This window comes from Amycolatopsis sp. QT-25 (assembly GCF_029369745.1).
In the GTDB taxonomy this organism is placed as follows: Bacteria; Actinomycetota; Actinomycetes; order Mycobacteriales; family Pseudonocardiaceae; genus Amycolatopsis.
Map to the genome: position 1 here is coordinate 3,875,173 of NZ_CP120210.1, position 22,974 is coordinate 3,898,146.

The 22,974-nt window shown below is 67.5% G+C and carries 29 protein-coding genes and 3 pseudogenes; 25 read left to right on the forward strand and 7 right to left on the reverse strand.

Annotation, left to right across the window (positions count from 1 at the left end):
- The first annotated feature begins 133 nt into the window (after positions 1-133).
- From P3102_RS18050 to P3102_RS18065, 4 genes and pseudogenes are all read left to right on the forward strand, one after another.
- On the forward strand, positions 134-448 hold the full coding sequence (locus P3102_RS18050; protein WP_276370785.1) for a VOC family protein: 315 nt from the start codon (positions 134-136) through the stop codon (positions 446-448).
- Positions 448-758 (forward strand): annotated as a pseudogene (locus tag P3102_RS18055) (metalloregulator ArsR/SmtB family transcription factor). The gene P3102_RS18050 and the pseudogene P3102_RS18055 overlap by 1 nt, the downstream one beginning before the upstream one ends.
- A gap of 229 nt (positions 759-987) precedes the next feature.
- Positions 988-1,191: a hypothetical protein gene (locus P3102_RS18060; RefSeq protein ID WP_276370786.1), complete on the forward strand. Its 204-nt coding sequence runs from the start codon at positions 988-990 to the stop codon at positions 1,189-1,191.
- Positions 1,192-1,401: 210 nt separating this feature from the next.
- A complete protein-coding gene (locus P3102_RS18065; protein WP_276370788.1) occupies positions 1,402-1,974 on the forward strand; it encodes a TetR/AcrR family transcriptional regulator in 573 nt (190 codons plus the stop codon).
- Here the strand turns inward: P3102_RS18065 and P3102_RS18070 are convergent.
- Entirely contained in the window at positions 1,965-2,735 is a 771-nt protein-coding gene (locus tag P3102_RS18070) for an SGNH/GDSL hydrolase family protein (RefSeq protein ID WP_276370790.1), read from the reverse strand. The two genes, P3102_RS18065 and P3102_RS18070, sit on opposite strands and share 10 nt — an antisense overlap.
- A 631-nt stretch (positions 2,736-3,366) precedes the next feature.
- On the reverse strand, positions 3,367-4,266 hold the full coding sequence (locus P3102_RS18075) for a LysR family transcriptional regulator (protein WP_276370792.1): 900 nt from the start codon (positions 4,264-4,266) through the stop codon (positions 3,367-3,369).
- A gap of 105 nt (positions 4,267-4,371) precedes the next feature.
- Between P3102_RS18075 and P3102_RS18080 the strand changes: the two genes are divergently transcribed.
- From P3102_RS18080 to P3102_RS18130, 11 genes and pseudogenes are all read left to right on the forward strand, one after another.
- Positions 4,372-5,094: an SDR family oxidoreductase gene (locus P3102_RS18080; RefSeq protein WP_276370794.1), complete on the forward strand. Its 723-nt coding sequence runs from the start codon at positions 4,372-4,374 to the stop codon at positions 5,092-5,094.
- Positions 5,095-5,452: 358 nt separating this feature from the next.
- Positions 5,453-5,740, forward strand: a complete 288-nt coding sequence (locus P3102_RS18085) for an OB-fold nucleic acid binding domain-containing protein (protein WP_276370795.1) — start codon at positions 5,453-5,455, stop codon at positions 5,738-5,740.
- A 380-nt stretch (positions 5,741-6,120) separates the two neighbouring features.
- Positions 6,121-6,348 (forward strand): hypothetical protein, encoded by a 228-nt coding sequence (locus tag P3102_RS18090; protein WP_276370797.1) that lies wholly within the window; start codon positions 6,121-6,123, stop codon positions 6,346-6,348.
- Between the two features lie 370 nt (positions 6,349-6,718).
- Positions 6,719-8,005: an MFS transporter gene (locus P3102_RS18095; protein ID WP_276370799.1), complete on the forward strand. Its 1,287-nt coding sequence runs from the start codon at positions 6,719-6,721 to the stop codon at positions 8,003-8,005.
- Between the two features lie 543 nt (positions 8,006-8,548).
- Positions 8,549-8,941: a hypothetical protein gene (locus P3102_RS18100; RefSeq protein WP_276370801.1), complete on the forward strand. Its 393-nt coding sequence runs from the start codon at positions 8,549-8,551 to the stop codon at positions 8,939-8,941.
- Positions 8,942-9,032: 91 nt separating this feature from the next.
- Complete coding sequence (locus tag P3102_RS18105) at positions 9,033-9,353, forward strand: hypothetical protein (protein WP_276370802.1); 321 nt, start codon at positions 9,033-9,035, stop codon at positions 9,351-9,353.
- A pseudogene (locus P3102_RS18110) lies at positions 9,337-10,211 on the forward strand (IS5 family transposase). Before P3102_RS18105 ends, P3102_RS18110 begins: the two are co-directional and overlap by 17 nt.
- Complete coding sequence (locus P3102_RS18115; RefSeq protein WP_276370804.1) at positions 10,211-10,984, forward strand: serine/threonine protein phosphatase; 774 nt, start codon at positions 10,211-10,213, stop codon at positions 10,982-10,984. Before P3102_RS18110 ends, P3102_RS18115 begins: the two are co-directional and overlap by 1 nt.
- 52 nt (positions 10,985-11,036) lie before the next feature.
- A complete protein-coding gene (locus P3102_RS18120; protein ID WP_276370806.1) occupies positions 11,037-11,975 on the forward strand; it encodes a site-specific integrase in 939 nt (312 codons plus the stop codon).
- Positions 11,976-12,060: 85 nt separating this feature from the next.
- The gene (locus P3102_RS18125) at positions 12,061-12,576 is read left to right on the forward strand and encodes a GNAT family N-acetyltransferase (RefSeq protein WP_276370807.1); all 516 of its coding nucleotides are present in this window, start codon (positions 12,061-12,063) and stop codon (positions 12,574-12,576) included.
- Positions 12,577-12,609: 33 nt separating this feature from the next.
- Positions 12,610-13,077, forward strand: a complete 468-nt coding sequence (locus P3102_RS18130) for a hypothetical protein (RefSeq protein ID WP_276370809.1) — start codon at positions 12,610-12,612, stop codon at positions 13,075-13,077.
- Positions 13,078-13,144: 67 nt separating this feature from the next.
- On the opposite strand, the gene P3102_RS18135 is transcribed toward P3102_RS18130, so the two are convergent.
- Positions 13,145-13,768 (reverse strand): hypothetical protein, encoded by a 624-nt coding sequence (locus P3102_RS18135; RefSeq protein WP_276370811.1) that lies wholly within the window; start codon positions 13,766-13,768, stop codon positions 13,145-13,147.
- A gap of 187 nt (positions 13,769-13,955) precedes the next feature.
- Here P3102_RS18135 and P3102_RS18140 point away from each other — a divergent pair.
- Positions 13,956-14,404, forward strand: a pseudogene (locus tag P3102_RS18140) (Tn3 family transposase); the annotation flags it as partial.
- Between the two features lie 134 nt (positions 14,405-14,538).
- Here the strand turns inward: P3102_RS18140 and P3102_RS18145 are convergent.
- Positions 14,539-14,784 carry a hypothetical protein gene (locus P3102_RS18145; RefSeq protein WP_276370813.1) on the reverse strand — a complete coding sequence of 82 codons (246 nt, stop codon included), beginning with the start codon at positions 14,782-14,784 and terminating at the stop codon, positions 14,539-14,541.
- Here P3102_RS18145 and P3102_RS18150 point away from each other — a divergent pair.
- Together P3102_RS18150 and P3102_RS18155 are read left to right on the forward strand one after the other, a co-directional pair.
- On the forward strand, positions 14,717-15,667 hold the full coding sequence (locus tag P3102_RS18150; RefSeq protein ID WP_276370815.1) for an SDR family NAD(P)-dependent oxidoreductase: 951 nt from the start codon (positions 14,717-14,719) through the stop codon (positions 15,665-15,667). The two genes, P3102_RS18145 and P3102_RS18150, sit on opposite strands and share 68 nt — an antisense overlap.
- Before the next feature lie 194 nt (positions 15,668-15,861).
- On the forward strand, positions 15,862-16,368 hold the full coding sequence (locus P3102_RS18155) for a recombinase family protein (protein WP_276370816.1): 507 nt from the start codon (positions 15,862-15,864) through the stop codon (positions 16,366-16,368).
- A gap of 314 nt (positions 16,369-16,682) precedes the next feature.
- Here the strand turns inward: P3102_RS18155 and P3102_RS18160 are convergent, their stop codons facing one another.
- Complete coding sequence (locus P3102_RS18160; protein ID WP_276370818.1) at positions 16,683-16,958, reverse strand: hypothetical protein; 276 nt, start codon at positions 16,956-16,958, stop codon at positions 16,683-16,685.
- 68 nt (positions 16,959-17,026) lie between these two features.
- On the opposite strand from P3102_RS18160, the gene P3102_RS18165 reads away from it, so the two are divergent.
- On the forward strand, positions 17,027-17,929 hold the full coding sequence (locus tag P3102_RS18165; protein WP_276360968.1) for an IS5 family transposase: 903 nt from the start codon (positions 17,027-17,029) through the stop codon (positions 17,927-17,929).
- A 202-nt stretch (positions 17,930-18,131) separates the two neighbouring features.
- Here the strand turns inward: P3102_RS18165 and P3102_RS18170 are convergent, their stop codons facing one another.
- Positions 18,132-18,344: a hypothetical protein gene (locus tag P3102_RS18170; protein WP_276370820.1), complete on the reverse strand. Its 213-nt coding sequence runs from the start codon at positions 18,342-18,344 to the stop codon at positions 18,132-18,134.
- Positions 18,345-18,385: 41 nt separating this feature from the next.
- Between P3102_RS18170 and P3102_RS18175 the strand changes: the two genes are divergently transcribed.
- The 6 genes from P3102_RS18175 (at position 18,386) to P3102_RS18200 (ending at position 22,120) form a co-directional block, all read left to right on the forward strand.
- Positions 18,386-18,736 carry a TetR-like C-terminal domain-containing protein gene (locus P3102_RS18175; protein ID WP_276371230.1) on the forward strand — a complete coding sequence of 117 codons (351 nt, stop codon included), beginning with the start codon at positions 18,386-18,388 and terminating at the stop codon, positions 18,734-18,736.
- A 137-nt stretch (positions 18,737-18,873) separates the two neighbouring features.
- Positions 18,874-19,353: a hypothetical protein gene (locus P3102_RS18180; RefSeq protein ID WP_276370822.1), complete on the forward strand. Its 480-nt coding sequence runs from the start codon at positions 18,874-18,876 to the stop codon at positions 19,351-19,353.
- Positions 19,343-20,542, forward strand: a complete 1,200-nt coding sequence (locus P3102_RS18185; RefSeq protein WP_276370823.1) for a PPE domain-containing protein — start codon at positions 19,343-19,345, stop codon at positions 20,540-20,542. Before P3102_RS18180 ends, P3102_RS18185 begins: the two co-directional genes overlap by 11 nt.
- Positions 20,539-20,838, forward strand: a complete 300-nt coding sequence (locus P3102_RS18190) for a type VII secretion target (RefSeq protein WP_276370825.1) — start codon at positions 20,539-20,541, stop codon at positions 20,836-20,838. Before P3102_RS18185 ends, P3102_RS18190 begins: the two co-directional genes overlap by 4 nt.
- Positions 20,835-21,572 (forward strand): hypothetical protein, encoded by a 738-nt coding sequence (locus P3102_RS18195; protein ID WP_276370826.1) that lies wholly within the window; start codon positions 20,835-20,837, stop codon positions 21,570-21,572. Before P3102_RS18190 ends, P3102_RS18195 begins: the two co-directional genes overlap by 4 nt.
- Complete coding sequence (locus P3102_RS18200; protein ID WP_276370828.1) at positions 21,569-22,120, forward strand: hypothetical protein; 552 nt, start codon at positions 21,569-21,571, stop codon at positions 22,118-22,120. Before P3102_RS18195 ends, P3102_RS18200 begins: the two co-directional genes overlap by 4 nt.
- Here P3102_RS18200 and P3102_RS18205 read toward each other — a convergent pair.
- Positions 22,095-22,904: an AraC family transcriptional regulator gene (locus P3102_RS18205; RefSeq protein ID WP_276370830.1), complete on the reverse strand. Its 810-nt coding sequence runs from the start codon at positions 22,902-22,904 to the stop codon at positions 22,095-22,097. The two genes, P3102_RS18200 and P3102_RS18205, sit on opposite strands and share 26 nt — an antisense overlap.
- Positions 22,905-22,974: the final 70 nt, after the last annotated feature.

The following is a 22,974-nucleotide window of genomic DNA, read 5'->3' on the forward strand; positions in this document are numbered from 1 at the left end:
GACGCTAAAAGCTCGTCCTAGGATGAACTCAAGCTCTTGCGGTCCTGGTCACGAACTCTGGACCTCTATTTAAGTAGAGGTTGTATGGAGATCAGGATTGAAACGTAGGAAATCTCCTACATATGGTTGCGGCATGAACATCGAGCGCGTCCAGTTCCTCACCGTGCCGGTCACCGATCAGGCCAAGGCGTGGGACTTCTACGTCGGCAAGCTCGGTTTCGACCTGCTCGTCGACGTCAATGGGCCGCGCGGTCCGTTCATCATGGTCGGCTCCTTCCAGCAGAGCACCGCCGACATCGATGCCGACATTGCGGAGCTTCGTGCTCAGGGCATCGAGGTCGGCGACGCGGAGGAGATGCCGTGGGGCCGTGTGACGTCGTCGAAGGACCCTGACGGCAATGTGATGGGGTTGCTCGAACCGTCCGGCTACGGCAACGGGCCGCGCTAATGCCGGTCGACGACGACGTCTTCGCCGCGCTCGCCCACCCGGCCCGCCGCGAAGTGCTGGACATCCTCCTCGACGGTCCGCGGGCGGCGGGGGAGATCGCCGAACGCTTCGACATGCGGCGGCCCAGCCTGTCGGAACACCTTCGGGTGCTGCGTGAGGCCGGACCCGTCCGGGAAGAGCGACAGGAGCGCAACCGCGTCTTCTCTCTCTCGAAGCCGCTCCGTTGCGAGAGGTTTCCGACTGGCTTTCACCCTACGAGCGCTACTGGCGCGGCAAGCTGGGCGACCTGCTGGACGAGGAGAAGTTCTGAACGACGAAGACCCGACGGCCGTTCACGTCGACCGGTTCCTGGCGCATTCGCCGCGCAAGGTGTGGCGCGCGCTCACCGAACAGCAGTTTCCGGAACGCCGGCTCCGGATGCCGAATGACATCGAACCCGTGGTGGGACACCGATTCGAGCTGCTCGCGGACCCTATGCCCGCCACCGGATTCGAGGGTGGCCCGGTCGCCTGCGAGGTGCTGGCCGTCGAGCCGGAACGATGGCCGAGCATCAGCCGGGGTCCGGAGTGGACGGTCACCTGGCGGCTTCAGCCGGAGGGCGGGGGACCAGGCTGTTCCTCACCCATGAGGGCTTCGATCCCGACGACGAGTTCCAGCGGATGGCACGCCGGGTCATGGGCGGGGGCGGGCGCACCGGGGTTTCGAAGGCGCTGGCGCGTGTGCTGGACGAGATGCCGGACTAGTGGGTGCTCGCGCGTGAGGCGGTTCCGGCGTTTCGGTCTCCGCCGGAATCCGACCTCGGCTCGGTCGCGCGGGTGAGTGGGGAAGGTCTGAACCGGGTCGACCCCGCGACGATGGAGGAATCGGGAACACGAGGTCCCGATTCCTCCATCGTCGATCCGGAGACCCGAGTCGTCGGACAGGTCCTCGACATCGGGTCTAGGATCCCCGCTGTGACGGACGAGAGACCGCTCCGAGCCGATGCCCGCCGTAATCGCACACGGGTGTTGGAGGCTGCGGAGCGCGTCTTCACGGCCAAAGGCACCAGTGCGCCGACAGAGGAAGTCGCCCGCGAAGCCGGCGTCGGAGTCGGCACCGTTTTCCGGCACTTCCCGACGAAAGAGGCGCTTCTGGAGGCCGTGCTCTTCGCACGCCTTCACCGCTTCGTCGACGAAGCGGAGGCAACGGTGGCTGCCGACTCACCCGACCCGGGCGCCGCGTTCTTCGGGTTCCTGATCGGCTGGATCGAGATGTCGGGTGCCAAGAACGCGTACTTCGAAGCCCTGTCGGCGGCCGGAGTCAGCATTCCGTCGACCGGGTCGGTCATCGGCGTGCGCCTGAAGGACGCGCTCGGCGTCCTGCTCAGCCGGGCGCAGAGCACCGGCGACGTCCGCGAGGACCTCAGCGTCGACGAACTGATCCCGGTGATCATCGGAACGGCGAAGGCTGCGGAGCATGCCGGGCCGGAGCTCCGGACCCGGACGACCTGCATTCTCTTCGACGGGCTTCGGCCGCGTCAGACGTAGGGGTCCATCGTCGGCCGCTTCGGCGCGAGCTCGTCGCCCGAGGATTCGCCACGCAGCCTGCGCTTGATCCACGGAACGGCGTGCTCCTTGCCCCATTGGAGATTCTCGGTGCGCCGTGCCTGTGTGCTCAGCAGTGGTCGCGGTCCGAGTCCGGCGGGCGTCAGCTTGTGCGGTTCACCGAGCGCGTCGAGTACGGCGATGGCGATCTCGTTGTGCCCCGACGAGTTCAGGTGCAGGCGGTCCGGTGCCCACAGTCGCCTGTCCCGCAGTTGCCGCATCGCCCACATGTCCACCAGCAGCGCGCCGTGCCGCGCGGCGATGCCGCGGACGTGCTCGTTGTAGATCGCCACGCGGCCCCGGATCCTGCGGAACAACGCGTCTTCGACCCCGTCGACACCGGTGAAGAGGATGACCCGTGCACCCGTGGCCACGACCTTGCCGACAGCGATGTCGTAGTTGTCCATGAGAGCGTCGATGTCGACCTTCGGCCGCATCAGGTCGTTGCCGCCGGCATACAGCGTCACGAGGTCCGGGTTCAGCGCGAGCGCCGGGCCGAGCTGTTCCGCGAGGACCTGCCCGAGGAGTTTGCCGCGGATGGCGAGGTTGGCGTAGCGGAAGTCCTGGTGGTTGGCCGCGAGCGTGGCGGCGACGCGGTCTGCCCAGCCGCGCACGCCGTTGGGCGACGACGGGTCCTCGTCGCCGACACCCTCGGTGAAGGAATCCCCCAGGGTGACTAAGCGCTTGCTAGTAGTACGAAGCACGGGATAGATCCCCGAATCGGTGATGGCATACCGGAGATGCTAATGCCGCGTCGCGATCTGAAGAGCACCGGGCGCCCTATGTGGGCGAGGTCTTCGTGCAGCGTGACGGACCTAGGGAGGCCCCGCCCGCCGCGAGCCGATCGTGTGAAGTTGTCGCAGCAGTGGCTGAATGGAATCGCCTGATGACACTCCGTACCCCGTCGATCTGGGAGGCTGTTCAGCTCTATCGCCGCCCGTCGTTCCTGTACTGACAGGGGAGTCAGTGCAGGAACGAGCTCAGCAGCGTGTCGCCGCTGGTGGCTTCGGCGCCGTAGAGGGAAAAGGAGCCGTGGACCCGCTTCTGCCGTACAGCGGTGGGCGTTTAAACGGAGTGAAGGTGCCGGTCAAGGCCGGGGTCCGGTATGAGCGGAACAGAGAACCCCGGTTGGTGTCACATTTGTTGACAGTCGTGCCCGTAGGTTCTGGCCGACACAATCCGATGACGCAGCGTCATGGTCGGCCCCGCCGACCAACCCGACCGCGCCACCACGAGGTAGCGGAGATCGCCGGCCTCGGCGCCTTGTGTCCGGTGGCACGTTGATCACTGGTTGTGCCGGTGATTCCGCGGTGATGATTCACTCGCGCGCCGGGGTCACAGCCGGACCGGTCCGAGGTCGCGGGCCAACGTGATGAACCGCTCCGCCGCCGGCGACAGCGGCCGGTCCGGCACGGCCAGGGCCAGCTCGATCGGCGGTGCGGCCGGGACCAACCGGGCGAAGGTCACGTCGAGCGGCCCGCGCCCGGCGACCGAGGCCGGCACGACGGCCACGCCGTACCCGGCGGCCACCAGGCCGACCACGGTGTCCATGTCGACGGCTTCCTGCGCCACCCGCGGCTCGAAACCGGCCACCCGGCACCGGGCCGTGACCGTCTCGTGCAGGCCGGCACCGAGACGACGCGGGTTGCGCACGAACGGGTCGTCCCGCAACGCCGACAGGTGGATGGCGGGTCGCCCGGCCAGCCGGTGCTCCGGCGGCAGCACCGCGACCAGTTCCTCCCGTGCGACCGTGATCAGCTCGAACTCACGGGCACTCGGATCCGGTAGTGGCGGGCGGAGGAACCCGACGTCAAGAGTGCCGGCCCGCAGCCGCTCCACTTGCTCGGTGGTGGTGAGCTCGGCGAAGTTGACGGTGACCGCAGGGAACCGTTCACGAAAGGCCCGCAGCAGGCGCGGCAGTGGTGCGCCCAGCGCCGATCCCACGGTGCCGACGGCGAGGGTCCCGTGCTCTCCGCGTCCCGCCGCCCGAGCACGCTCTGCTGCCGCGTCGAGCCGCTCCAGCGCCGCACCGGCGTCGGCGAGGAAAGCGGCACCGGCCGAGGTCGGCGCCACGTTGCGGCTATCCCGGTCGAACAAGCGCACCCCGAGTTCGCGCTCCAGCGCCGCCACCTGCTGGCTGATCTGCGACTGCGCGATGGCCAGGGATGCGGCGGCGCGGCCGAAGTGCAGGTGCTCCGCCACCGCCGCCACGGCCCGTAACCAGCGGATCTCCATCATTAGAGTCTACTGATCGATCAGCTGAAATCCATTCTTGAAGCGGCATCGATTGGGTCGGCGCGACAAGGTGTTGAATACCTGACCCCGACATCAAGGAGAATCATGCGCACCGCTGTCGTCACCGGAGCAGGCACCGGCATCGGCCGCGCCGTCGCCGTCGCCCTGCACGCCGCCGGCCTCCACGTCATCGTGACCGGGCGGCGGCTGGATCCGTTGGAGGAACTCGTCGCCGATCTCGGCGGTCGCGCCGTCGCCGTCCCGTTCGACGCATCCGACCCCGCCGCCGTCGAGGCCGCTCTGGAGAAGCTGCCCGAACACGTCCACGTCCTGGTGAACAACGCGGGCGGAAACACCGACTTCGACCGGAACGCCCCTACCGGCCTCGCCGCGGTCGCCTCGGCCTGGCGGGCGAACCTGGACGCGAACCTGCTGTCCGCGGTACTCGTCACCACCGCCCTGCGGGACCGGCTGCGGCCCGGCGGCACGGTCGTGCACATCGGATCGATCGCCGCGGACAAGGGCGCCGGTGCCTACGGCGCGGCGAAGGCCGGCCTCGCGTCGTGGACCGTGGACCTGGCGCAACAGCTCGGGCCGGACGACGTCACCGTCAACACCGTCGCGCCCGGCTACGTCATGGACACCGAGTTCTTCCGGGACCGGCTCACCGACGAGCGCCGGGCGGCCCTGATCAAGGCCGCCGCCACCCGGCGGCCGAGCACGCCCGACGACATCGCCGCAACGGTCGCGTTCCTCGCCTCGCCCGGCGCCCGGCAGATCACCGGCCAGTGCGTCGCCGTCAACGGCGGCGAACGCACTACCCGCTGACCGCTCCAGCAACTGTTCCCACCACGTCGGCGGCGATGGCCATGACGCGGACCTGACTTCCGTCTGCCGATTCCAGTCCCTACCCGGCATCGGCGTCAGGACCGCCGCCCAGATCCTCCTCGAACCGGAACAAGCACCAGCAGCCACCTCGTCGAGGTCGACATGAGTGAGTGCTCCCGCAGCGGTCTTGGACGCGTCGGCTTTGCCGGGGATGGCGCGGATCGAGGTCACCGCCGCTGACCTGTGGGCCACTGGCATCTCGCCCGATTCTCACTCTGTCGAGTACCTGCGTTAGTGGCTCACCGACCACGGCGCCGTCACCGCCGCCCAGCTTGGCCAGGCCGAGGACGGGGCACGGGTGTGGATCGGGGCACGGGTGTGGATCGGGGGAGTGGTCACGCACCGGCAACGCCCCGCCACCGCCGGCGGGATCACCTTCTTCACCCTCGGGGACGAGACCGGCATGGCCAGCATTCTCGTCTCGCCGGTCATGGTCCACACCTACCGGAAGGTCCTGCAGGCCGGCAGCGCGTTGCTGTTCCGCGGCATCGCCCAGATAGCCGAGGGAACCGCTACGGTGGTCGCCGATCACGTACGACCGCTGGATCTGCGGGACCTGACAGGGAAGTCGAGGGACTTTCGATGACCGGTCCGGCAGTGGCGCACGCTGGAAGTTCCCCTCCGGCCCGGCACGGGCACATCGGCACGATGCCCGTGGGGCCGCGACCTCACGGTCGCAGGGGTGCGGCAAGGCTGGTCGCAGGACTACCAGTCGCCAGAATGGACGTGCGAGGCGTGTCATGCCCTGTCCGCGGGGTCCGGAGTGCGGGCGATGATCGACCCCGGCCCCGTCCGGCACGTCACCGAAGACCACGTTGACGAGTACGGCCTGCGCCTCGTGCTGCTCCGGCCCGCCCACGGCGGCCGGAATCGGCGCCATCCAGCTACGCATGGGACACCGCGTTCGGCGAGATCCGATTCTCCTTGTGCGGCCCTGACCGGCGCGCCGTCCTCCTCAGTGTCGACGTGGAGGACAAGCACCGGCACCGGGGCGCCGGGCGGGTACTGGTGGCTGCGACCCGAGCACGCGCCACCCGCTACCACTGGACGATGCTGCCGCTGGGCGAGGATCCCGTCGCCGTCGCGTTCTGGGCCACAGTAGGAGCACTCGGCCCCCAGAATCCGCACCCATGCACGCACCAGAACGACGCCCAGGTCGTGCCCGCAGAGGCGAGATGGACACAGTGGTGGTGACAAGCGGTGCAGCATCATGGCCCTCCACCATCACCGACCTCGCCAGGCATTTCTCTCGGAACGGCGCACGGGTCGGGAAAACCCTCTTCCGCATTTGTTCAGTGAGTACCTGTGTGCTACGGCCTCGTACCCTGGGCTCAGATGGTCAGTGCACCGGCTGGGGATAATGCTCGTTCTGGGTAGTGAAGGGGTGTTCCGTGTCGCGTGGTGTTCCGTTGAGACACATATCCACGCCAGACAATCCGCAAGCACTGGATGCAATACACGAGAGCCGGACCCGGGCCGGGCGTCGTATTTCGATAGCATCGACCATCCATCGCCCGTGGGATCGCAGTGGAACGGGAGCGGAGTTGCTCAACGTGGTAATGTCATGACGGGTAGTCTGCCGAGGCGGCCTTTTACCGGCCTGCTGGTCGCTCAATTCACCTCGGTGCTCGGTACATCGATGTCGGCCTTGGCAATCCCCTGGCTGGTGCTCACCTCAACCGGTAGTGCCACCCGCATGGGACTGATTGCCTTCGCGGAGATGGCACCGTATGTCGCGATGCAGGCACTCGGTGGACCGTTGATCGACCGAATCGGCGCCAGGCGGGTATACGTTCTTGGTAACGCCGCGGCGGCGGCCGCGATATGCGCGATTCCAGCCCTTTACGCCGCTGACCTTCTCCCCTTGGGAGCGCTCGCTTGCTTGGCGGCCGCCGCCGGGGCGGTCCGGGGTTTGGCCGACTGCGCGGGCCAGGTCCTGGTGCCCGGCACGGCAAGTCTGGGGGCGGTTCCGCTGGAACGCGCCGCTGGACTGCACGGCAGCGCGAACCAGACCGGCCTGTTCGTGGGGGCCTCGGTAACCGGCATCTTGGTGTCGGCGCTTGGAGCTCCGACCGTCGTGCTCATCGACGGCATCAGCTTCGGGCTCGCCGCCGCGCTCGTAGCCTTGCTCGTCCCGGCAGCCGCCGAGCCGCAGCGGATTGAACGGCGACTGAGCACACGTCAATACGTGGCGGACCTCGGCGAGGGCGTACGGTTCATCCGTACCAATCGGTTGATGCTCGCGCTGGTGGCCATGATCGCGGTGACCAACCTGCTCGATCAGGGCATCAACGCAGTACTCGTGCCGGTATGGGTCCGCGAGCGTCTGCAGCAACCCGACGCACTTGGTCTCATCGCCGGCGCGCTCGGCGCGGGAGCCATCATCGGCGCACTCATCGCCGCCTGGCTGGGACCGAGACTGCCCAGACGGATCGTCTTCACCTTCGGGGTACTCATCGCCGGTGCTCCCTTGTCGCTTGTCCTAGCTCTGACCGGCACCCTGCCGATCGCACTGGCGGTCGCGTTCGTCGCCGGGCTCGGTACTGGAGGACTCAATCCGATCCTCAACGCTGTGCTCTACGAGCGCATCCCGCCCCAACTACGTGCCCGCACGCTCGGCTCCCTCAAGGCCAGTGCCTGGATCGGCACTCCGATCGGCCCCCTGCTCGCGGGCAGCCTCATCGAAGCCATCGGCCTGCGCAGCACCCTTTTCGCCTTCGCGGCGATCTTCTTGGTCGCCACCGCGGTACCGGTGATGTTGCCCGTCATGCGGAACATGAACCGCGCTCCACACCTGCGAGCCGACGGAACCGAAGCGCGAGACAGCGAAGTCGTGGCGGAGTCCACCTAGCACCGGCGCGGGCACCTGTCGAGAATCCGCAAACGCAGCTCCGGACGACATCCCATCAAGCACCAACTGTCGCCATACGCACTGTGCAGTGCCGCGGTGAGTGGTGCAGCGTAGGGCGGGGCGGCGTTGCGGACCGGGTCGAAGTCGGTGCACAGGCCGATCATCGCCGAGCTGGCTTCGCCGAAGCCGTTGCGGGTGCCGGTTGCGGGGGCGGACGGGGCTTGGTCGGCGGGCCATGTCGCCGCGCCGGCGTTCCGCTGCTGTCGCGCATCGATATACAGACGATTATCGAGTGCGAGGTATCTGCATCAGCACGCTCTTGAAGGGCGCTGAATGATCCGGGCATGATACGGGGACAGGCTGGTGAGCTGAACAGGAATACGTGGTATTCGTAGCTGGAGACTGTGCGCGGGGGAAGACGCCGGTCGAGTGCGGAAATCTACGCATCGCCGATCGTCCGGTTCGGTCTGTTCCAGGTATTCACTGGCAAGCGGATCCCGAGGCGTCAGCCTGCACTATTGCTTCGAGCGAGGAGAAAGAAACATGCGATGGTTGAGAGCAGCGGTGGCGATGATCGGTGTGGTGACAGCACTTGTCGTCGCGGCGCCCGCGGCGTCGGCTTCGTCGTCCGGCATTACGAACGAACAATACTGTAATCGTCAGGTCTGCATGGAGGTGAACAGCAAGAGCGGGGGCTACTACAGCGTCCGTGCGGCCTTCCGGACCAACCCGCCGATGGGCGCTACGCACTGGGGTCACTTCCATCTCTGGGGGCCCGGCCTGGACAAGTACACCCCCTCTCAGGAACGACCTGCCTACCAGTGGACCGAGTGGTTCCTGGCTCGCGGGGTGGGCACCGTCTGCGTGGAGGGCTGGTCCCGTTTGTACGGCGAGATGAAGTCGATCGGGTTGCCCTGCGGCCCGACTCACACCTGACGACACGAAACCGTCGCCGGTGGCCAGGCCGCGACAGCGGCCAGGAATCCGTTCGTGCGGTGAGGCGGCCGAGCGTCAAGGTGATCGTGTGATGACAGTTGTCAGACGTGCGCATTACGAGAAAAGTTCTGCTTTCCTGGCTTCATGCAGCGACAGCGAGCTTGCTGCGCTCGTGGAAGTAGGGTGCACCGATAGCGTGGGTGTGGGTGGCGGCTCGATGGTCCTCGACGTCGACGGGGTGTCGGTGTTCGCCAAGCGCATCCCGCTGACCGACCGGGAGCTCGCCAACCCGGGCTCCACCGCGAACCTGTTCGATGTGCCGGTGTACTGCCAGTACGGCGTCGTTAGGGCGTGTCCTGCGGATCTTTTTCATGATCGTGTGCAGATGATGGATCGTGGTTGGTCGTGGTGAGTTGACGGATAAGGCGTGGGCGGTGATCGCGCCGTTGCTGCCCGCGCAGTCGGGGCAGCGGGGTGGCCGGTGGCGGAGTCATCGGCAGGTGATCAACGCGATTCTGTGGCATGAGCGCACAGGTGCGCCGTGGCGTGATCTGCCTGAACGCTATGGGCCGTGGAAGACCGCGCATGAGCGGTTGCGGAAGTGGACTGCGGACGGGACGTGGGACCGGGTCTTGGAGCATGTGATCGTCAAGGACGACTCACTCGGGACGTTGGAGGATCATGTCGAGTTCGTGATCTCCGTGGATTCCACGAGTGTCCGGGCGCATCAGCACGCCGCGGGTGCTCGGAAAAAAGGGGCTGCGCGGACTGGATCGAAGACCTCGCCGTCGACGGGGAATGCCTCGGACGCTCCCGAGGCGGACTGACCACCAAGATCCACCTGGCCGTCGACGCGGCCGGCCTGCCGTTGGCGGTGATCCTCACGCCCGGGCAGGCCGGGGACAACCCGCAACTGCTCCCGCTGCTGGACGAGATCCGGGACATCGACGTGAATGGCCAGAGAGTGCGGGTCGGGCGGGTGCTGGCCGACAAGGCCTACACCCACCCGAGCACCCGGAAGGCGTTACGGGAGCGCAGGATCAAGGCCACCATCCCCGAACGCGCCGACCAGATCACCCGACGCAAGGCCAAAGGCAGCGCCGGTGGCAGACCACCGGCCCTCGACCCCGACCTCTACAAACTCCGCAACGTCGTCGAACGATGTTTCAACCGCCTCAAACAATTCCGAGGCCTGGCCACCAGGTACGCCAAACGAGCCGCCTACCACCGAGCCGAGATCATCCTCGCCTGCATCGTCCTCCACCTCTGATGAATATCCCCAGGACAAGCCCTAGTCCCGGATTCACCGCGTGGCGTGAGCTGGCCGCGAACATCATCGTCACCGACGCCGTGCTGGCCGGCGAGACACAGGCGTTCTCGATGCTCTATCACTGGCGCGTACTGCCCGGCCGTTCCCCGGTCGCGGCCGAACACGCCGACATCGACACGGTTGTCGCCGCCCTTGGTGGCAGTCCGGCCGTGCGTGCCCGTCTCGAAGCGCTGTCCGCCGCATCGTGCAGCCTCGTGCTGTTCTGCGAATACATCCCGCACCCGGCACTGGACTGGCTGCGTGAGAACCCGGCGGACAAGGCCGCCACCGTCGAGCGGCAGTTCTCGCATATCGTGAAGTTCCTGCGCAGCCGGCAGCTGCTGCACATGGACGGACACTTCGGCAACATGCGCATTGACGGGGAGCGGATCCATCTCACCGACTTCGGGCTGGCTACCTCGCCACGTTTTGACCTGTCAGCTGCCGAGCGCGACTTCGCCGAACGTCATGCCACGCATGACGAGGGCTATGCCGCCATGCGACTGGTCGACTGGCTGGTCACTGACGTCTGCGGCGTGCCGGTGCCGGCCACCGGCGGCCCGGTCGCCCGCAACGAGTACGTACTCCAGTGCGCCACCGGTCATATCCCGGACGACGTGCCGCCAGTCGCGTCCGCGATCCTGACCCGCCACGCACCCGCCGCCGCGAAGATGAACGCCTTCTACTGGAGCCTGTTCGACGGCGAAATCCACACGGAATACCCCGGCTTGTAGGACAAAGTTGTTGGCGGCTGGACGGTCGGCGGCAACTCTGCGCTCGTATGGCATGGATCTGTTGCGGTGGTGGCGTTTCCTGCGCGCGGTGGATGTCGACTGGAACCGGGCGACTTGGGTGGAGGCCCGCGATTTCAGTTGCTGGATACAGCTGACGGTGAAGCAGCGTCTTCTGCTGAGCGATCGCAGCGAGGTCGGCAGAGGCGACGTGTCCGTTGCGGGAGCACCGAATCCGGTCACTGGCAAGCTCGCGTTGGGAGATCGGTACGCGCCGGCGACAGGGGCGCACAGCGAGGCGGTGTTGCGTGGCTTCTACGACTTCCACCGGGACGCGGGCACCGGCCCGATCCTCAACCCGTTTCCGCTCGACGCGTCCCGCAGGTCCCGGCGCGCGCACGCGCATCACAACACGATGGACGGGTGGGCGCGCGAGCGAGTGGGACGATATCGCCCGAAGGTGCCGCAGCGAATACCCCGGGCGATTCCCGATCAGCTGTTCAACGACCTGTTCGCCGCGCTGCCGTCCAACCGGGACCGGGCGCTGGTGGCGTTCTGGATCTCGACCGGAGTGCGCGCATCAGAGCTGCTGGGTACGCGGCAGTGCGACATCGACCCTGGCCAACAGTTGATCACCGTGGTGCGCAAGGGAACCCGGGCCGCGCAGCAGGTCCCGGCGTCGGCGGACGCGTTCGTGTGGTTGCGCTTATACCAGGAGGAGTCGCACGGTCAGATCCTACGGGGCCGGACCCAGCCGGTGTGGTGGACGTTGCGCCTGCCGCGGCGGCCGTTGAACTACCACGCAGCACACCGCATGTTCGAGCGCGCCAACGTCGTACTCGGGTCGGACTGGACACTGCACGACCTGCGCCACAGCGCGGCGAGTCCGCCAACTCGGCCTGCAGCCAGGACAAGCACGATCCACAGCCCTGTTCCAACTGGCTACAGACCTGCCCGCTGCCGTCCTGGCCAAGATGCTCGGCAGCCACCTTAGCGTTGCGGTCGCCTGGCAACGCACCAGCAGTGGAGACTGGGCCACCTACGCCGCAGAAGTCAGCCGCCGTCCGGAAAGGACATAGATGGTCATCGTCCGCCCCTGCCAGGAACAAGACCTCGCGCTGCTGCGCGCGCACATCCCCACACCTGGACAACCCGACCGCCACGCCACACGATTCGAACGCCAGCAAAGCGGTCACAGCACGTTCTTGATCGCCTGGATGGACGATCTGCCGGTCGGGGCCGGCGAAATCTTCTGGCGAGGCTGCTCCGCTCCCGAGATCAACCAGCACTACCCAGACTGCCCGGAACTCAACGGCCTGGACGTCTGGCCACCCGAACTCCGATCCCAGGGCATCGGCACAACCATCATCACTGCCGCAGAGGACATCACCCGCCATCGCGGCCATCACCGGATCGGCTTGGGCGTTGAGGACGGAAACTCCCGAGCCGCAGCCCTCTACTTGCGACTCGGCTATCAAGAAACCGGCCGCAACTACCTCGACCGTTACACCTACATCGACGCCGACGGAACCCGACACGACATCGCGGACCCCGCACGGTTCCTCGTGAAGAACCTCGACCGGACCACTAGCTAACACCAGCCAACGAACCCAACAGCAGGATCGAACATGCCGCCAATCGACCCATTCGGACAGTTGCAATATCTGACGTCGCCAGAGGCCGTCTATCCCGCCGAGACGATCGAAGCTCACCAAGCGTTTATCGCCCGCCGCCGGGCCACCAGGCCGAGCGAAGAATACCGGACCCCGACCGACGAGGAATGGAACTTCTTCCTCGCCCACTTCGAGAAAAGGAAAGTGTCAGTTGGGACCTGCGCCCGAGCATTCGGATCACCCTGCGTCCATGAACACGCTTGTGTGAGGTGCTCGCTCCTGCGGCCTGACCCCACGCAACGCGTCAGGTTTGAAGAGATCCGCGACAATCTTGAAGCCTGCATCATCGAGGCGAAACGCGAAGGCTGGCTCGGCGAAGTCGAAGGACTCCAGGTCAGCTATAGCGGTGTCAAGGACAACTCGCCCAGATCGATGCCAAGCTTCAGCGAACGACGGCAACGACCGAACTCGGCATGCCCGTGATCGGGTCCATCTCTGGAAGGGCTTTTGTCCCATGAGAATCAAGTTCAGAGAACAACCCAGGACACTGTCACTGATCAACTCCGCCAGCGGCCTCACACGCCTGATGCCATTGCCACGCGGGATTACGACTCGGCAGCCAGGGGCCGAACAGAGTTTCGTACTCCTCACCCGTCCGGACGAGGAGTACGAAATCAGGCGCAGTAGCCGAGACTGCAGCATGCAGGCGTTCCAGCAAAACCGAGATGGGCGGCAGTTCCAAGTCCAGCGCCAACGCCAGGCGAGCCCGGTGAACCCCCAACGCCGGTTCATCATCGAGCTCGTCGCGCCCCAGGTGCTCGACAGTTGTCCGCATGGCCGCCAAGTCACCGGCTCCGGAGAATTTCAGACAGTCCTGCCAGGATGGCAGTCCAATCATGATCTCCAGTGCAGTGGCGAGGCTCTGGCCGATCAGACCAGCCTGTCCCTCGGAGCTGGCGTACAGGAGAGGGCGAACGGTTTGCCGATCACCGCACAGGAAGAACGTCCCTCCAGTGAAGTCACCCGCAACACCTTCCAAGGCAACGCCCGACGACAGTCGGACTGGCTCGGCATGGTCGCCGCGAGAGAGATCGAACTCGCAAACATGGCACAGCAGCTCGGCGAGACTGGAGTCTCGCCGGATCAGGTTCAGAATGTCGTCGTCGATCTTCATGCCGCGGACGTTAACAGCAGAGCGGACACTCCAGGTCGGACAATCGGTTCAAGTTCAGAGAAGCCCGTATTCGGTGTCCCAGGCTGCGGGTGTCGCCAACGCAACGGCCGCGGCACCAGGTACAAGATCGGATGTCCTCCAAGTCCAGTTGAGAACGGTCCGGGAGGACGGCCGGGAGGGCCGCATGTCCCCGCTGGGGCAGACATTCGCCGAGTACGGGCGCATCGACAAGACCATGCACCTGCTCACGCTGTGCGACCCGGTGGACGACACCTACCGGCGCCGGATGAACCGGCAGCTCACGGTGCAGGAATCCCGGCACCGGCCGGCGCGGAAGATTTGCCAAGGCCGGCACGGCCAGATCGTGCAGGCATACCGCGACGGGCAGGAAGACCAGCTGGCCGCGTTCGGTCTCGTGCTCAACGCGGTCGTGCTCTTGAGGATCCGCTACCTGGACGCCGCGGTCGCCGAGCTGGAAGCCGCCGGACACGTCACCGACTAGGTCCGGCTATCTTCGCTGAAGACAAGCACGTCAACTGCCTGGGCCGGTACGCGATCATCTCCTCCCAGCCCGCGCAGGGCCTGCGCCCGCTGCGCGACCCGGATACCGCGCAGGACATGGAAAGAGATTTCTGAGCAAAGGTCCCTGACCTGGCTCGCTGCTTCTGAGCATACGACCAGGCGCCAAACTCAAGGTATCGATCTCCACTACAGAGCGCTGACCAACGAGAACGTCACGAAGAACCGGGCCTGACACACCGACCACGCCATCACGGCCGGGGTGTCAGGTCCTGCGTGCCGACGACCTTCAGGAGCCGCAGCGCTTCGTGCGACGGCGTGCCCGGCGCGGCCGTGTACAGGATGATCCACTGATCCCGCATCGGATCGTGCAGTGCCTCGCACTCCAGATCGAGCCAGCCGACCTCCGGATGCCGGATCCGTTTGCTGGTGGAGCGCGACACGTCCACGTCCTGTTCGGCCCAGCGGGCGCGGAAGTCGGCGCTGGCGCCGGACAACCGGTCGACCAGCCGGCGTACGCTGGGATCGTTTTGGGTAGCGGGCGGCAGCCGCGCGCAGGTCGGCGACGGCCTCCCGGGCGAACCGGGCGGCGCCATCGGCGTCGTAGCAGTCCCGCGCGACCGGGTCGGTGAAGAACCGCCAGATCACGTTGCGTTCCACTGCCGGCACCGCGCCGAAGTCGATGATCAGCGCTGCCGCCATCGCATTCCACGCCAGCACGTCGTAAATTGCGTCACACACCATCGCCGGCGTGTCGTCCAGCCGGTCGAGCAGGTGCAGAACGCCGGGCCGCACCTCCCGGACAGGGCCGGGCAACGGCCCGGGAACCTCTCCGACCAGGTGGTGCAGATAGGCCAGTTCGTCGGCGGACAATCGCAGTGCCCGGCCGATCGCGGTGATCATCTGCCGCGACGGCCGCGGTCCCTTGCCCTGTTCTCGCCCACAGACCTGCCGGTGGACAACCTGCGCGAGGTTTACGAGACCAACGTGTTCGGGGTGGTCGCGGTGACCAACGCGATGCTGCCGCTGCTTCGTCGGTCGCCGGCTGGCTACATCGGCAACGTATCCAGCGGGCTGGGCACGGTCGCGTTCCTGACCGACCGGGACTCGCCGCTGTGGCAGTTCGCCAACCTGCTCGCCTGCAACTCCTCGAAGGCGGCGCTCAACGCGGTCACGCTGATCTACGCGAACACATCGCGGGACAGCGGAATCCGGGTCAACGCCCTGTCGCCTGGTTACTGTGCGACCGACCTGAACAACCACAGCGGCCACCTCACCGCGCACGAAGGCGGCGCACACATCGCCCACCAGGCAACCATCCCTGACCACAACACGACCGGCGTGTTCCTCAACGAAAACGGCGGCACCTACCCCTGGTGAACTGATCGGTGACCGACACCGGCTACCGGCGAGTGTTTCATAGGTGGTCACCTATGAAACACGGCGGCCACACGGCTGCATCCAGAGCTAACCGCGTTTCATAGGTCGGTTCATTCGGTTAGACGTATGAAACCATCTCGGGTGAGCGACGACGACTTCCTGGCCGTAGAAGGCAACGACTGCCCGATGTTGTCTTGTGCGGCCCCGGCCGGGTCGCCCTGCCGGGGCCGCGCAAGGGCAAGGTGAAGGCCGCGGGCATCACCCGAATTTTCTCCGAGAAGATCTCTACCCACGCCGCCACCCGGCCCGAACTGGACAAGGTCATGGCCTTGGCACGAGAGTTGCGCACCTCCGGCGTCGCGGTCACTCTCGTTGTCCACGAGCACAAGCGCCTGAGCCGCGGCCTGGAACTGGCCGCGCTGGCCGAGCAACTGAAGATCTCGGACCTCGGCCTGGAGTTCTTGACCGGCGAGCTCCAAGGACAGCACGACCCGTCCGGGATCGTGTTCACCGTGCTGGCCGCCTTGTCCGGCATGGAACGCGAGTACATCCGTGACCGAATCCTGGAAGGCCAGGAGTCCGCCCGAGCACGTGGCAAGGCATTGGCGGCGCCGCCGTCACCGACGACGCCATGCTGTCGATGGCCCTGCACCTACGCGAGCAGAACCACAGCCTGCGTGACATCGCCGCTCAGCTTGTGATCACCACGGGCAAGAAGAAGGGCCAGAGTCCTTCCCCGGCCACGGTTCTGCAGATGCTTCGCGACCACGAGCAGACCAACAGCATCGAACTGGCTGCCCGGCAGCCCCTGATGCACGAAACGAAGCGGCCAGTCCCTGACCTTCGGTTCTTGGCTTAGCGCTAACGGCTGTACCGCTGCTGCTCAACCCCGGATGAGGCAGCAGAAGGCACATGTGGAACGACCGCAGGGTTGTGAGCGCGAGCTTCGCCGCGCGATCCACGCGCGGGAGTCGATGGCCGGCAGCTGCACGTGACCGCGACCCGCGCAGCCGGGTCAGGCCGGGATGGTGGAGACCGCGACTCCGAATTGCTGATCGAGATCGTCGGCGAGCCGGCGAGCCGCGCCACGAAATGCGGCGGCGTCGTCTTCGGCGGAGAACGTTGCTTCCACCGGGATCAGCTGGCGCACTGCCCGTGAGCCCTGCGCTTGGTGATAGGTGCGGGAGAGCGCGTATCCGCCGCCGAGCCGGTTGTCGACCGCGACTGGGGCCTGTTTTCGATGTGCTGACCAGGGATGTTCTTGAGTTGCGTTGTCAGCATGGCGTGTCATAGATCGCATAGACGAGGTCTCCGGTAGACCGATCAACGACCAAGCTGATCCAGAACACCGGAGACCTCGTGTCCAGCCTAGCGGCGACGGGGCGAGCCGACCTGACCGACGCGCAGTGGGCGATCCTGGAGCCGCTGCTGCCCGTCGGTAAGAAACCCGGCCGCCCACCCTTGTGGACTAAACGCCAGCTCTTGGACGGTATCCGCTGGCGGGTTCGTGTCGGTTCCCCGTGGCGTGACGTCCCACCGATGTATGGCTGCCGGCAAACCGTCTATGGCCTTTTCCGGCGCTGGCAGCGTGCTGGTGTGCGGGCGCTGATCTTGGCGGCGCTGCAGACCCGGGCCGACGCCGCCGGGCTGATCACCCGGGAGGTGAGCGTGGATTCCACGATCAACCGGGCGCACCAGCACGCAGCAGGAGCCCGCATCGACAGCGAACTGCAGAAAGAACCGCCAGGTGGTATCGGCGAGCCCGAACCCGCCGACCACGCGTTGGGCCGGTCGCGGGGAGGCTGGACGACCAAGCCGCATCTGGCCACCGAGCAAAACCAGAAACCGTTGTCGTTGCCGGTGACCGCCGGTCAATGTGGTGATTCGCCGCAGTTCGAGGCGGTGCTGGCCAGGGTCCGGGTCGCGCGTGCTGATGGTGGGCGAGCCCGGACCCGGCCGGATCGTGTCCTGGCGGACAAGGCCTACAGTTCCCGCGCGAACCGGGCCTATCTGCGGCGGCGCGGGATCGCGTGCACGATCCCGCAACCCTCTGACCAGGTCCGGCATCGCCGCAACCGCGGCCGGGCTGGTGGCCGGCCACCAGTGTTCGACCCACAGATCCACAAGCAGCGGCATGCGGTCGAGTGCGGCATCAACCGGCTCAAACGCAACCGAAGCGTGGCCACACGATTCGACAAACTCGCCGTCCGCTACGAAGCAACCATCCACATCGCAGCCATCAACGAATGGCTACGCCATTGAAACACGCCCTAGCGGAAGACTGGTCTGCTTGTCTCGCAGTAGCGCGGCGCGGGCCAGGATCGTCCCGACACCGCCGAGGCCGCGGCCAACGCGACCGCTTCCGCGATTACGGCGTCGGCGAGCCGGTACGGGACGAATAAGGCGTCGTCGCGGGTACCTCGGGCCATCTCGACACCGCGCGTGAACTCGGACAGCCCGATTGTCACCGCGATCGACCCGTCATGGTGAAGTTCCACCAGACCCAGTCGACCAGCTCCTGGGGGTTCGACGAGTAGTGGTTCGATCGGATGACCCAGCGCCGGAGCCCGGTCCTGGCGTTGTTCACCGCGTTGTCAGGGAGCTGCTGCACCAGCAGCGGAACGTTCTCGTAAGAAGTCCCGAAGATTACGGAGACCAGACGGCGCGCGTCGAGCATCGTCGCCGCAGCCCGTTCGCGCTCCGGCCGTGCGAGCAGCAGTGAGAGGGGCGCGACCGGCCGAGCGAGCCATTCCGACGCTTATCGAGGTCGCCCGCCGGCAGCCGCACCGGTATGCGCTGATGTTCAGCACTCCAGCGGGCACTTCGGCCGCCATCGAGGCCGCGAGCCGTCTCGAGAAGGCCTTCCTCACCCTCGTCGCCGAAGTAGTCGGTGAGTCCGGCGCGCACCGATACGGCGCCCTGCTGATGTCCAGCGCGCACGGCATCGCGGGAATGGAACTCACCGGGCATCTGTCGAAGGACACGTGGCAGGTCAGCGTTGAGCAACTCGTGCACATGCTGGTCTGCGCCATCCAATCCAGCGTCGAAGCGGCCGGCCCGCGCGGCTGAACGGCCACGGGCACCCTGTTCCGATCGGCCGCTTGACCGGCCGTGCAGGGTTCGTGTCCCGGTGTGTATCGGGGACTGGTCTTGCCGCGCCGGACCGGCGAGGATGACCCGGTCCGTGACGAGAGGGAGCGCACGACATGGTCAAGGTCCACGGCAAGGCGGAGGCCGAGCGGCTCCGTGAGGAGCTGCGTGAACAGCGGCGGCCACCCGGGCGCGTCGGCGACGCGGCGGAGGTCGAGGAGCCGTCCGGTGAGGGCGCGGCGGCGATCGTGGCCGACGGCGGAGACCGCATCGAGCTGGACTACCGGGAGATCGCGGATACGCAGAGGTTGCTGGGCGAACACTTCGCCGAGCTGCGAAACTGCCTGGCGGAGGCCAGGGAACTGGGCTTGCCGCCGGCCGACGGCAAAGGGCCGGTGTCGGTGCCGATGCGGCGTTCGTTCGCCCGCCGCGGGGGTGCGGGGGAAGGCGGCGTCCAGCTCGCGCTCGAGTCGTATTTGGCCGAACTCGACGCGTTGCGCACCGCGATCGGCATGGTCGCCGAGCGGCACGCTCGCACCGACGAAGCCGCCGCATCCGCTGTCGATGTCGTTGCGAGGGGGACCGATGAGCGGTGAGTACCACTCCGAGAAACATCCGCCGAGCCGCCGGGCACTGGCCAAACGGCAAAAGCTGGTCCAGAGGCGCAAGGCGAACCTGCGAGAAGGAGCGTTCGGGAAGATCAACTGGGAGTGCTACGAACACCGCCAGCTGTGGGACATGATCAAATCGGCGGAGCCGCGGAAGCTGGACGAGCAGACCAGGCGGTGGAACCGGCTGGCCGAGAACGTCGACGCGGAAACCGCCGCGGTCCGCACGAGCGTGCAGAAGCTGTTGCTGTCCTGGCGCGGGCCATCGGCGGCGCAGGCCGCGGAGTCCGTGCACCGCCTCACCACCTGGGCCAGCGAGGCCGCCCGGACCTCCTGGCAGATCGGCGAGGGGCTGGAGGCCTACACCGCGGCAATCGTCGAAGCCGGCCGCAAGATGCCGGAGCCGGTGCACTACCACGCTGAGCGCTGGTTCCGTGACGGTTACGCCGTGAAGGCGCTCGACGGTCCCAATGGCGCCTACATGCTGGACGACCTGCTCGACGACAAGCTCCCGTCCAAGCAGGAGGCTGATCGAGCCAAGGCCGAGGCTGTGCGGGTCATGAGCCAGTACGAAGAGGCCAGCCACGGCATCCGGCATCAGCTGCCGCGGGGATTCGAGACCGCGCCGAAGGCGGCCGATCTCCCGAACCACCCGGTGCCGCTGCCGCTTCCGGTCACTCCGCCCCCCGGCCCACCGCCACGAGACCGCCCGCGCGCCGAACCGCCACCATCTCGGCCGACCTCGCCGGTGGTGCCGCCACCGGTCGTCCACGGTCCGGAAACGGTGAGCCCTATCGAAGAAGGCACCTATGCGGCTTCGGCAGGCGTCGGGGATTGGCCGGGAGGCGGTCCGACCGGTGCCGCCGGACCGGGGCAGGGCGCGGGGTACGGACCCGGCACGGCTCTGCCCGGTCTCTCCGCCGAGGACGCCGCCAAGCACGGCCGCGGTCTCGTCGGCGGGGCCGGGAGCGGGTTCGGCGGGACGGGCCCGGCCGGCGGTTCCGGACAGGGCACCACGGCCGCCCGGGCCGGCGCCGGGGGCGCCGGTTTCGGCATGTACCCGCCGATGACCGGTATGCAGCGGGAAGAGGACACGGAGCACCGCGACCGCTACGGCAGCGGTTACGACCTGCTCGACGATCTTCCGCCCGCCTATCCGCCGGTGTTCGGCGAATGAACGGTTACCGCGCCGAACCGGAGCTGATGCGCGACCTCGCGCGTCGGGTGGAGGACGTGGCGGAGGAGCTGAGGACCGCCGTCCGGCTGACCGACTGCCTCGCCGTGGACGAGCTGGGACCGCCCGGGATCGCGTCGGCACTCGACGGGCTGATCCGGTCGTGGGCGGACTCGATCGGTGCCGCGCACACCGAGATCGCCCGCGCCGCGTCCGGGATCCGAACGGCGGCGAGGGCCTACGAGGACACGGATGACGCCGCCGCCCGGACACTGCGCCGCGCGGCCGGAGGCACATGACGCACGGGTTCGGAGGCCTCGGTTTCGACCCGGTGCCGGGCGACGCGGACGCCGTGGCGGTCGCCGCCCGCAAATGCACGGACGCGGCCGCGCACCTCGACGCGGTGGCCGCGGCGCGGATCGACGTGCCGCGCGAGTGGGAGGGAGACGCCGCCGGAAGCGTCGCCGCCCGCGCCGCCGCGGCGAGGACGGCGCTCGAACCCGCGCCCGCCGTGTTGCGCGCGTCGGCCGCCATCCTCACGGAATGGGCCGGCACCGTGGTGGCCGGAGTACGGCGAGCCGAGCAGCTCGACCGGCGCGCGACGGTCCTGCGGCGCGCGCTCACCGACGCCGCGGACGCCGTCGAGGTCACGGAGACGGCCGTCCAGTTCGCCACCGGCGCGGCAGCGGCCACGGCACAAGCCGAGCTCGCGGCGGCGAAGGCGCGCCACGAGGCCCTGCAGCGTGAGTTCGACCGGATCCTGGAGCAGGCCCGTGCCTTGGAAGCGGCTCATCGCGCCGAGGCGGCCCGGATCGAAGAGCGGCTGAGAGCGCTCGGCGAGCCAGGCACGACCTTGGGCGAGGCGCCGGACGGCGCGTCGGTGTTCGCCGAGATCTCCGGCGGCATGGCCCGGTTTTCCGCGCTGGGCAGGGAACTGGCGGCATCGCTGGCCCGTGCTCCCGGTTCCGCCGTCACTCCGCCCACCGGTGCCGTGGGCGCCTTCGCCTCGGCCGTGGCACCGGGTGGGCGGTGAAACTCACCGCCGTCCCAGGGATCACCCCGGTCTCCCTCGCGTCGGTCGAACGGACCGTCGCCGAACTGCGCACCTTGCTGATCCGGCTTCGTGGCCCCGACGCCGAACGCGATTTCGGGCTGGAAGCCGCCGCCATCCAGGCGGCCGAACGCGCCCACGAGCATCGTGCGGGCCTGCTGGCGGTCGCCGAACATCGCGACGCCGACCCGGCCTTGTTGATCGCCGGGTCGGTCCCGGTCGAGCGGCCGCTGAGTGTCGAGGCCGCCGCCGGGCTGAGCTGGTTCGCCGCCGACACCACACCGGGGATCCGCGAGGTCAGCACGGCGACGACCGCCCGCGGTTATCCGGTGGTGATCGTCGAGCGGATCGCCGTGGACGGGCCCGCCGCCGGAGCACAGCTCCAGGCGGTCGTGCTCGATCCGGGGCGCCCGCGGGTGGTGGTGTTCACCTTGCACTCACCCGGCGGCCGTGGCTGGCTGGACGTCGCCGCGCTCGCGGGCGCGCTCGTCGCGGGGGTGGATCTCAGTGAGCCAGCGTGCGTTCCCTGAACTCGCGAGGTGTCTGCCCGACCGCCTTCCGGAAGGTGCGCGAGAAGTGGGCCGCACTGGTGAATCCGCAGTCTTTGGCGATTTCGGCGATGCCCCGCCCGGCTTTCGCCGGATCCGCCAGCAAGGTCTTCGCCCGCTCGACCCGCAGCCCCTTGATCCGTTCGGAGATGCCCTGCCCGTCGTCGAACAGCTGATACAACCGTCGTCGAGAGATGTAGAGGGCCCCGGCCACCTGCTCGGCGCCCAGCGCCGGGTCGGCGAGATGACCGCGCATGTACCGCACCGCCTCGCGACGGCGGGTCGCGAGCGCGTCGGCACGGTCGAGCTCGGCCCGCAGCACACTGCGCAGCACCAGCTCCGCGAGTCCGCGCAGGTGGTGGGCGAGGCCGTGCGGATCGAGCGCCGGGCCGACGGCGAGGACGTGGGCGATCGCGCTGGAAACCAGCGCGCGCAGCGGCGCCTCGACGTCCACCGGGCGGAACATCAGCGGTCGCAATTCGGTGAAGGACAACGACAGTTCCGCCGCCGGAAGGGTCAGCATCACGACTCCGTGCCGGCCCGGTGCCTCGGTGTCGTACCCGCCGACCGGCACGACGTGCAGGACACAGCCCGCGAACCCGAGTTTCGCGCCGTCCTCGGCGACCGCGCGCGGGATCGTGCATCGCAGGAGAAGCTGGATGCCGTCCGGGTCCGCCCGGTGGTCGCCGAGAATGGCCGCGCGCACGGCCGCGGCACCGGAAGCACGGACGACGAGCTGTCCGGTCGCGACTTCGGGTTCGGTCATGGGCACCGTTCGCGGATTCGTCGGGATTGCGGTGTCATTGTCGTCGTTCGATCGATATCGTGCCCGCCTG

What these genes read in the sequence shown, in the direction of transcription:
- P3102_RS18050 (WP_276370785.1), top strand. Translation starts at nt 134, where the DNA reads ATGAACATCGAGCGCGTCCAGTTCCTCACCGTGCCGGTCACCGATCAG.
- P3102_RS18060 (WP_276370786.1), top strand. Translation starts at nt 988, where the DNA reads ATGGCCGAGCATCAGCCGGGGTCCGGAGTGGACGGTCACCTGGCGGCT.
- P3102_RS18075 (WP_276370792.1), bottom strand. Translation starts at nt 4,266, where the DNA reads ATGGAGATCCGCTGGTTACGGGCCGTGGCGGCGGTGGCGGAGCACCTG.
- P3102_RS18080 (WP_276370794.1), top strand. Translation starts at nt 4,372, where the DNA reads ATGCGCACCGCTGTCGTCACCGGAGCAGGCACCGGCATCGGCCGCGCC.
- P3102_RS18095 (WP_276370799.1), top strand. Translation starts at nt 6,719, where the DNA reads ATGACGGGTAGTCTGCCGAGGCGGCCTTTTACCGGCCTGCTGGTCGCT.
- P3102_RS18100 (WP_276370801.1), top strand. Translation starts at nt 8,549, where the DNA reads ATGCGATGGTTGAGAGCAGCGGTGGCGATGATCGGTGTGGTGACAGCA.
- P3102_RS18105 (WP_276370802.1), top strand. Translation starts at nt 9,033, where the DNA reads ATGACAGTTGTCAGACGTGCGCATTACGAGAAAAGTTCTGCTTTCCTG.
- P3102_RS18115 (WP_276370804.1), top strand. Translation starts at nt 10,211, where the DNA reads ATGAATATCCCCAGGACAAGCCCTAGTCCCGGATTCACCGCGTGGCGT.
- P3102_RS18120 (WP_276370806.1), top strand. Translation starts at nt 11,037, where the DNA reads ATGGATCTGTTGCGGTGGTGGCGTTTCCTGCGCGCGGTGGATGTCGAC.
- P3102_RS18125 (WP_276370807.1), top strand. Translation starts at nt 12,061, where the DNA reads ATGGTCATCGTCCGCCCCTGCCAGGAACAAGACCTCGCGCTGCTGCGC.
- P3102_RS18130 (WP_276370809.1), top strand. Translation starts at nt 12,610, where the DNA reads ATGCCGCCAATCGACCCATTCGGACAGTTGCAATATCTGACGTCGCCA.
- P3102_RS18135 (WP_276370811.1), bottom strand. Translation starts at nt 13,768, where the DNA reads ATGAAGATCGACGACGACATTCTGAACCTGATCCGGCGAGACTCCAGT.
- P3102_RS18160 (WP_276370818.1), bottom strand. Translation starts at nt 16,958, where the DNA reads ATGACACGCCATGCTGACAACGCAACTCAAGAACATCCCTGGTCAGCA.
- P3102_RS18170 (WP_276370820.1), bottom strand. Translation starts at nt 18,344, where the DNA reads ATGCTCGACGCGCGCCGTCTGGTCTCCGTAATCTTCGGGACTTCTTAC.
- P3102_RS18180 (WP_276370822.1), top strand. Translation starts at nt 18,874, where the DNA reads ATGGTCAAGGTCCACGGCAAGGCGGAGGCCGAGCGGCTCCGTGAGGAG.
- P3102_RS18185 (WP_276370823.1), top strand. Translation starts at nt 19,343, where the DNA reads ATGAGCGGTGAGTACCACTCCGAGAAACATCCGCCGAGCCGCCGGGCA.
- P3102_RS18190 (WP_276370825.1), top strand. Translation starts at nt 20,539, where the DNA reads ATGAACGGTTACCGCGCCGAACCGGAGCTGATGCGCGACCTCGCGCGT.
- P3102_RS18195 (WP_276370826.1), top strand. Translation starts at nt 20,835, where the DNA reads ATGACGCACGGGTTCGGAGGCCTCGGTTTCGACCCGGTGCCGGGCGAC.
- P3102_RS18205 (WP_276370830.1), bottom strand. Translation starts at nt 22,904, where the DNA reads ATGACCGAACCCGAAGTCGCGACCGGACAGCTCGTCGTCCGTGCTTCC.